Source organism: uncultured Sunxiuqinia sp. (assembly GCF_963974515.1).
GTDB lineage: Bacteria > Bacteroidota > Bacteroidia > Bacteroidales > Prolixibacteraceae > Sunxiuqinia.
Genome location: NZ_CAXBDD010000051.1, coordinates 20,601 through 27,983, shown reverse-complemented (window position 1 = coordinate 27,983; position 7,383 = coordinate 20,601). Strand labels below are relative to the sequence as shown.

Genomic DNA, 7,383 nt, shown 5'->3' with positions numbered 1-7,383 from the left:
TTCGTTCGTATAATCGTTGTTTAGTTGAAAGAAATCAAAATATTTTGCATTTTTGCCGCCTTACAAAAGAGATCGGAAGCTAAATGCAGCAATTTGTGTTGATTTAAAACTTAAAGTATATGTCTGTAATACCAACTTCCCGTGATTCGTTTGGGAGTAAATTTGGCGTCATTGCTGCAACAGCAGGTTCTGCCATCGGCTTAGGAAACATTTGGCGGTTCCCCTATGTAGTGGGTGAAAACGGTGGTGGCGCCTTTCTGATCATTTACCTGGCCTTTGTTGTTGCGATTGGTTTACCCGTTATGTTGTCAGAGTTTATTATCGGGCGAAGTTCACAGCGTAATGCTTTTGGGGCTTTTAAAGTTCTGGCGCCCGGAAAACCCTGGTACCTGGTTGGCTTGATGGGGGTTGTCGCTGCTTTTATGATCTTGTCGTTTTACACCGCTGTGGCTGGCTGGACACTGGAGTACGTTTACCAATCCTTTGCCAACGGTTTTTCAGGAAAATCATCGGAAGAACTCTCGCTCATGTTTACCGAATTCAGGAGCGACAGTTGGCGGCCGCTGCTCTGGTTTTTCGTCTTTATGGGGTTGACAGCTCTGGTCATTATATCAGGAGTGAAAAATGGGATCGAAAAATACACTAAAATTTTGATGCCGATTTTGTTGTTAATTCTCATCGTTCTGTGTGTTCGATCAGTCACGCTTGATGGTGCTGGCGGCGGACTGGCATTTTTGTTTAAACCCGATTTTTCTAAGATTACGACACGGACCGTGCTGGAGGCACTTGGGCAAGCTTTCTTCTCTCTCAGTATTGGGATGGGGACTTTGATTACTTATTCTTCTTACATCAATAAAAAGGAACCTCTGGGGAGTATTTCCTTCTCGGTTGCTTTTGCCGATACCCTTATTGCTGTTATGGCCGGGATAGCGATATTTCCGGCTGTGTTTGCCTTTGGTATTGAACCAGGTTCAGGCGAAGGCCTGGTGTACATCACCCTGCCGAATATTTTTCAGCAGATGGTAGGTGGTTATATTTTCTCCCTATTGTTTTTCCTGCTTTTAGGAGTCGCAGCTTTAACATCGACTATTTCGGTGCTGGAAGTGATTGTAGCGTATTTTGTTGAGGAGTTAAAGATCAGTCGTAAAAAGGCCACCTGGGTGGCGACCGGCTCAGTGTCTGTTCTTGGAGTTATGTGTACGTTATCGTGGGGGGCGATGAAAGACATCGAGATTTTTGGGAAGAATGTGTTTGCATTGCTCGACTTCCTTTCGGCAAATATATTTTTGCCCTTGGGAGGATTGCTGATCGTCGTATTTGTTGGCTGGGTATTAGGTAAGCAAAAGGCCAAAGCGGAATTGTCGAATGAAGGCCTTTTAAAGGTCGTTTATTTTCCGGCTTTTATGTTGGTCGTCAAGTTTATAGCTCCCATTGCTATTGCCTTGGTTTTTCTTTATCAAATAGGTTTAATCAGTTTTTAGCTTGACCGGGAGTGTCGTAAGTAATTCTCTTGGAGTGTTTTTTGCCGATGTTATTTTATTCTCTGATTTTTTGTTGTAATTTTTGAATTGATTTTGTTAATAAGGCTAGTTGTTTATTCTCGGCTATTTTAAGAATGCCTCAATGATGAAAATTCGGCAAATTATCCGCGATTATTTCACATTTACAAGAATTGAACAAAATGCTTTGATGATATTGCATTTATTCATTTTGTTGGCGTTCATCGCTAATTAATTGGTTTTTTATTAGGAAAAGCCAAGAAAAGCAGATCAGGAGAAGTCTCAGCAATTGCTTGCATGTTGGAGCAGGAGCAAGAAAAAGAACGAATCCAGTTTCGAGGCAGCCTTTTTTATTTCAACCCCAATGCCATTGACAGTCTCTGTTTGGATAGCCTGTGGCTTCCGATTTATGTGAAGAAAAACTTGCTTGCTTATCGTTCCAAAGGTGGACGGTTCTATGCCGATGCCGACGTTCGAAAATCTATGGGATGAATGATTCGATTTTCGATGTCATCAGGCCCTACCTTCAGTTTGAAGAACAGAAGCAAATCACGCACACAACCAAAATGAAGCTGAGAGAGTCGAAAGAAACCCTTGAGCAATCTATATCGGAATTTGTTGCCAGGGCGACCCGGAAGCCAATCGAAATCAATACAGCGACGGCCGACGAACTGCAAGCCTTGAATGGAATAGGCGAAGTGTTTTCTTCCCGTATCGTGAAATATCGGCAACTTCTGGGAGGTTTCTCCAGACTGGAGTAGTTGCATGAAGTTTACGGACTGAAACCGGAAACTATTGAAAACATTCTTCCGTATCTGAAACTGGATACCACAAAGGTGGAACAGATCAATGTGAATTTTGCTCAACCTGAAGAATTAGCCAGGCACCCATACATTTCATGGGATATGGAAAACGCCATCGTTGATTTCCGTTCGGGGAATGGATTTATGAACGACCTTCAGGCCATACGATTAAATAAGCTGATGAATGAAGCAAATTTTCAAAGAATTTTTACTTATTTGAAAACCAAAAATTAATTGTTGCTGTTTTTATTATGACGATTTTAGTGGTCTGGAATTTTTAATTTCAATTTTCTCAAGATAAATTTGATTAATACCATAGAATTCATAAATTTGCGGCTCGAAATTTAAACAGTTAAAAATAAAATTATATGATCGTTATTCCGGTTAAAGAAGGCGAAAATATCGAAAGAGCCCTTAAGAGATTTAAAAGAAAGTTTGAAAAAACTGGCGTAATTAAAGAGTTACGTGGAAGACAAGCCTTCACCAAGCCTTCGGTTGAAAGAAGAGCAGAGGTGAAAAAGGCTATCTATATTGAACAAATGCAGCGCGAAGAAGACTAAATTACTTTAGCCGATTCCTGATTGCATCATAAACACGTTTTTTAATGGCCTACCGGGAATCATTTCTGAAATATTTGAAGTTCGAGAAGAGGTGTTCTGAGAATACCATCGTCGCTTATAGGAAAGACCTCGATCAGTTTGAAGAGTTTGTTTTCAAAACGGTCGGGGATTTTAATGTTTTGGCTGTGGATACAAAATTGATTCGCAGTTGGGTGGTTGAATTAATGAGACAGGGAATCTCAGCTAAGACAGTCACTCGTAAAATTACGACGCTCAAATCATTTTTCAAGTATTTGCTTCGGCAGGAACTGATAAAAGTAAGCCCTGCGGAAGGCTTGATTACACCTAAAGTACCCAAAAGACTTCCGATTTTTGTCGATGAAAACAGTTTGCATCATCTGTTGGATGATGGTTATTTTCAGTCGGACTTTGAAGGGGTTCGGGATAAGTTGATTTTAAGCTTATTCTATGGTACCGGGATTCGACTTTCAGAATTGATTGAGCTGCAACAAAGGCAAATTTATCTGAGTGAACACCTGATTAAAGTCCTCGGAAAGAATAACAAAGAGCGAGTAGTCCCTTATCCTCGCAGTTTGAATACTTTGTTTGCGGAATATGTCTTGATGCGAAATGCAACATTTGGGGACGATGCGTCTCACTTTTTTTTGACGTCAAAAGGTAAAAAGGTCTATGAAAAGTTGGTTTATCGTGTAGTGAAAAAGTATCTTGCACTGGTAACAACGCTGGAGAAAAAGAGCCCTCATGTGCTGCGTCATAGTTTTGCAACGCACTTGCTAAATCGGGGGGCCGATTTAAATGCCGTGAAAGAGTTGTTGGGCCATAGTAATCTTGCTGCTACGCAAATCTATACCCATACAACTACGGATAAACTTCAAAGCATATACAAACAAGCTCATCCAAGAGCCTAAATTTAGAGGAGGAAAAATTATGAACATTAATTTGAACGCAGTTCATTTTACACCAGATCAAAAATTGGTAGATTTTGCCAATAAAAAACTAAATAAACTGGATACCTTTTTCGAAGGTATAATATCTGCCGAATTAATTCTAAAAGTTTTAAAACCAGAGGCGGCAGAAAATAAGGTTGCAGAGATCAAACTTTCCATCCCCGCAAATGGATATTTGTTCGCCAAAAAAGAAGCTGATACCTTTGAAGAAGCTATTGATTTAGCTATTGATGCAATCCGCCGACAGCTTACAAAATTCAAGGAAAAACTGAAGGAAAAATAATTTCAAAAAAAGTATCAATTCTTGTGAATTGATTAAAAATATTTATACATTTGCAAACCCTTTTCTGGGCAAGTCTCTGATTAGTCAGAGCTTATATGTGAGAAACCTCAGTAAACATACGAACAGATCGTTTGCCGGGGTTTTGACTTGGAGAAAAGGAGAGTTAATGTTGCCGAATTAGCTCAGTTGGCCAGAGCACGTGATTTGTAATCTCGGGGTCCTCAGTTCGAATCTGAGATTCGGCTCAAATATGGAGAAATCCAATTGATAGAAAACCAATCCCAAATCATCGGAGACTGGAATTTGAATGATTGGATTTTGTTGTTTGAAATATTATTGGGGAGATACCAAAGCGGCCAACTGGGGCAGACTGTAAATCTGCTGTCTTATGACTTCGTAGGTTCGAATCCTGCTCTCCCCACAAAAACAGTTTAAAGTTCCAGGTTAATAGTTTCAAGTTGATCGATTTGAGACTGGAAGCTCACAACTCGAAACTGAAATGCGGGAGTAGCTCAGCTGATAGAGCATTAGCCTTCCAAGCTAAGGGTCGCGAGTTTGAATCTCGTCTCCCGCTCATATTTTAACAACGAAGATATTCGTTGCCGGGGTAGCTCAGGGGTAGAGCGCATCCTTGGTAAGGATGAGGTCACGAGTTCAATTCTCGTCCTCGGCTCAATGATAAATAAATATAAGATAATTAATAATTACGAGTTATGGCTAAAGCACATTTTAATAGGGATAAAGACCATGTGAACATTGGTACTATCGGCCACGTTGACCATGGTAAAACAACCCTAACAGCTGCTATTACTACTGTATTAGCAAAAAAAGGTTTCTGTGAAATTAAATCTTTCGATTCAATTGACAGTGCACCAGAAGAAAAAGAGCGTGGTATTACTATTAATACTGCTCACGTTGAGTATGAAACAGCAACACGTCACTATGCACACGTTGACTGTCCGGGACACGCCGACTACGTTAAAAACATGGTAACTGGTGCTGCCCAGATGGATGGAGCTATTATTGTAGTAGCTGCGACAGATGGTCCGATGCCACAAACCCGCGAACACATCCTCTTGGCTCGTCAGGTAAACGTACCAAGACTAGTTGTTTTCATGAACAAAGTTGACATGGTTGAAGATCCGGAATTGTTGGAACTTGTTGAAATGGAAATCCGTGAATTGCTTGATTTCTACGAATTCGACGGTGACAATGCTCCTGTAATTCAAGGTTCTGCCCTTGGTGCACTGAATGGTGAACCAGAATGGGAAGAAAAAGTTCTTGAGTTGATGGAAGCTTGTGATACTTGGATTCCGCTGCCTCCACGTGACGTTGACAAACCATTCCTGATGCCAGTAGAAGATGTGTTCTCAATCACGGGTCGTGGTACTGTTGCTACAGGTCGTATCGAAACTGGTGTTGTTCACACTGGTGATGAACTTCAATTGATTGGTTTAGGTGCAGAAGGACGTAAAACCGTTTGTACTGGTGTTGAAATGTTTCGTAAGATTTTGGATGATGGACAGGCTGGAGACAACGTAGGTTTGTTGCTTCGTGGTGTTGACAAAAAGGAAATCAAGCGTGGACAAATTTTGGCTAAGCCAGGTTCAATCACTCCTCACACAAAGTTTAAAGCTGAGGTTTATGTATTGAAAAAAGAAGAAGGTGGTCGTCACACGCCATTCCACAACAAATATCGTCCACAATTCTACTTGCGTACGCTTGACGTAACAGGTGAAATTACGTTGGAAGAAGGACGTGAAATGGTCATGCCTGGTGATAACGTAACCATTACTGTAAACTTGATTTACCCGGTAGCATTGAACACTGGACTTCGTTTCGCAATTCGCGAAGGTGGACGTACAGTAGGTGCCGGTCAGGTGACTGAAATTCTTGAGTAATACAAGATAAAATAACCAAGAGAAGTCCCGGACCTTTTTGGGTCCGGGATTCTTTGCGGATGAAACTCAGCAGGGAGTTTTTTAACATTTACAAAAGCAAGTTCGACTCTTGTCATCCGACCAACGCAAACTAAAAATATAGAATGAAACTTAAAATTTACATCGAAGAAGCTTATAATGAGCTTGTTCATAAAGTTTCCTGGCCAACTTGGAAAGAGTTGCAAAATAGTGCATTTGTCGTAATGGTTGCTTCCTTTATAATAGCACTTGTTGTATTCGTAATGGATATCTCGTTTGAGAACATTATGAACTTTGTGTACAGTTTATTTTATTAATACGATTGGAGATCGACATGAGCGAAATTGTAAAAAAATGGTATGTTCTTAGAACCGTCGGAGGGAAAGAGAAGAAGGTAAAGGAATATATCGAAAGCGAGATTGCTAATGCTGGGCTTCAGGAGTATGTTTCACAGGTTTTGATACCAACAGAAAAGGTATACCAAATCCGTAATGGGAAAAAAGTGAGCAAAGAGCGTAACTTCTTTCCTGGTTATTTATTGATAGAGGCTGCTCTGGTCGGTGAGATTCCACACATGTTGAAAAATATTACCAACGTGATCGGATTCTTAGGTGACACCAAAGGAGGAGATCCTGTACCAATGCGGCAATCGGAGGTTAACCGGATTCTAGGTCGGGTTGACGAAATGGCCGAAAATGCCGAGGAGATGAATATCCCTTATGTTATTGGAGAAACTGTGAAAGTTACTGACGGTCCTTTTAACGGATTCAACGGAATCATTGAAGAAATCAATGAAGAGAAGAAAAAGTTGAAGGTGATGGTCAAAATTTTTGGACGTAAAACACCCTTGGAACTGAGCTTTATGCAAGTTGAAAAGGAGTAGTTAAATTTTTATTGATTTTATTATGGCTAAAGAAGTTGCTGGATTAATTAAGTTACAAATTAAGGGGGGTGCAGCTAACCCTTCACCTCCGGTAGGACCAGCATTAGGTGCCAAAGGGGTTAATATTATGCAGTTCTGCAAACAGTTCAACGGGCGGACACAAGACCTTGCTGGAAAGGTGCTCCCTGTCATTATAACTGTTTATGCAGATAAATCGTTTGATTTTGTAATTAAACAACCCCCAGTAGCCATCCAATTGCTTGAAGCCGCTAAGTTGAAATCAGGATCAGCTGAACCACACGTAAAAAAGGTGGGTAAAGTAAGCTGGGATCAGGTAAAACTGATTGCAGAGTCTAAAATGTCTGATTTGAACTGTTTTACAGTGGAATCTGCTATGAAAATGGTTGCTGGTACTGCCAGAAGCATGGGAATTAACGTAACAGGTAAATTTCCATCCAATAACTAATT

At 40.6% G+C, this 7,383-nt stretch carries 10 protein-coding genes and 4 tRNA genes; all 14 read left to right on the top strand.

What is annotated here, in order from left to right; all coding sequences use genetic code 11:
- The first annotated feature begins 119 nt into the window (after positions 1 to 119).
- The 14 genes from AAC033_RS11980 to rplK all read left to right on the top strand — a co-directional run bounded on the left by AAC033_RS11980 (position 120) and on the right by rplK (position 7,381).
- Positions 120 to 1,481 (top strand): sodium-dependent transporter, encoded by a 1,362-nt coding sequence (locus AAC033_RS11980; RefSeq protein ID WP_339738386.1) that lies wholly within the window; start codon positions 120 to 122, stop codon positions 1,479 to 1,481.
- A 506-nt stretch (positions 1,482 to 1,987) separates the two neighbouring features.
- On the top strand, positions 1,988 to 2,260 hold the full coding sequence (locus tag AAC033_RS11975) for a helix-hairpin-helix domain-containing protein (protein ID WP_339738385.1): 273 nt from the start codon (positions 1,988 to 1,990) through the stop codon (positions 2,258 to 2,260).
- Positions 2,261 to 2,536: a helix-hairpin-helix domain-containing protein gene (locus AAC033_RS11970; protein ID WP_339738383.1), complete on the top strand. Its 276-nt coding sequence runs from the start codon at positions 2,261 to 2,263 to the stop codon at positions 2,534 to 2,536.
- A 134-nt stretch (positions 2,537 to 2,670) separates the two neighbouring features.
- On the top strand, positions 2,671 to 2,862 hold the full coding sequence (gene rpsU / locus AAC033_RS11965) for a 30S ribosomal protein S21 (RefSeq protein ID WP_053185775.1): 192 nt from the start codon (positions 2,671 to 2,673) through the stop codon (positions 2,860 to 2,862).
- A 44-nt stretch (positions 2,863 to 2,906) separates the two neighbouring features.
- Complete coding sequence (locus AAC033_RS11960) at positions 2,907 to 3,791, top strand: tyrosine-type recombinase/integrase (protein ID WP_339738380.1); 885 nt, start codon at positions 2,907 to 2,909, stop codon at positions 3,789 to 3,791.
- Positions 3,792 to 3,810: 19 nt separating this feature from the next.
- The gene (gene raiA, locus AAC033_RS11955) at positions 3,811 to 4,113 is read left to right on the top strand and encodes a ribosome-associated translation inhibitor RaiA (protein WP_339738378.1); all 303 of its coding nucleotides are present in this window, start codon (positions 3,811 to 3,813) and stop codon (positions 4,111 to 4,113) included.
- A 171-nt stretch (positions 4,114 to 4,284) separates the two neighbouring features.
- Positions 4,285 to 4,358: transfer RNA gene (locus AAC033_RS11950), tRNA-Thr, on the top strand.
- 93 nt (positions 4,359 to 4,451) lie between these two features.
- Positions 4,452 to 4,534 (top strand) — tRNA-Tyr (locus AAC033_RS11945).
- An 80-nt stretch (positions 4,535 to 4,614) separates the two neighbouring features.
- Positions 4,615 to 4,687, top strand: a tRNA-Gly gene (locus AAC033_RS11940).
- A gap of 27 nt (positions 4,688 to 4,714) precedes the next feature.
- Positions 4,715 to 4,786: transfer RNA gene (locus AAC033_RS11935), tRNA-Thr, on the top strand.
- A 40-nt stretch (positions 4,787 to 4,826) separates the two neighbouring features.
- A complete protein-coding gene (tuf, locus tag AAC033_RS11930) occupies positions 4,827 to 6,014 on the top strand; it encodes an elongation factor Tu (protein ID WP_053185787.1) in 1,188 nt (395 codons plus the stop codon).
- A gap of 143 nt (positions 6,015 to 6,157) precedes the next feature.
- A complete protein-coding gene (secE, locus tag AAC033_RS11925) occupies positions 6,158 to 6,349 on the top strand; it encodes a preprotein translocase subunit SecE (protein WP_339738375.1) in 192 nt (63 codons plus the stop codon).
- 17 nt (positions 6,350 to 6,366) lie between these two features.
- The gene (gene nusG, locus AAC033_RS11920) at positions 6,367 to 6,915 is read left to right on the top strand and encodes a transcription termination/antitermination protein NusG (protein WP_339738373.1); all 549 of its coding nucleotides are present in this window, start codon (positions 6,367 to 6,369) and stop codon (positions 6,913 to 6,915) included.
- A gap of 22 nt (positions 6,916 to 6,937) precedes the next feature.
- Positions 6,938 to 7,381 (top strand): 50S ribosomal protein L11, encoded by a 444-nt coding sequence (gene rplK / locus AAC033_RS11915; protein ID WP_339738371.1) that lies wholly within the window; start codon positions 6,938 to 6,940, stop codon positions 7,379 to 7,381.
- Positions 7,382 to 7,383: the final 2 nt, after the last annotated feature.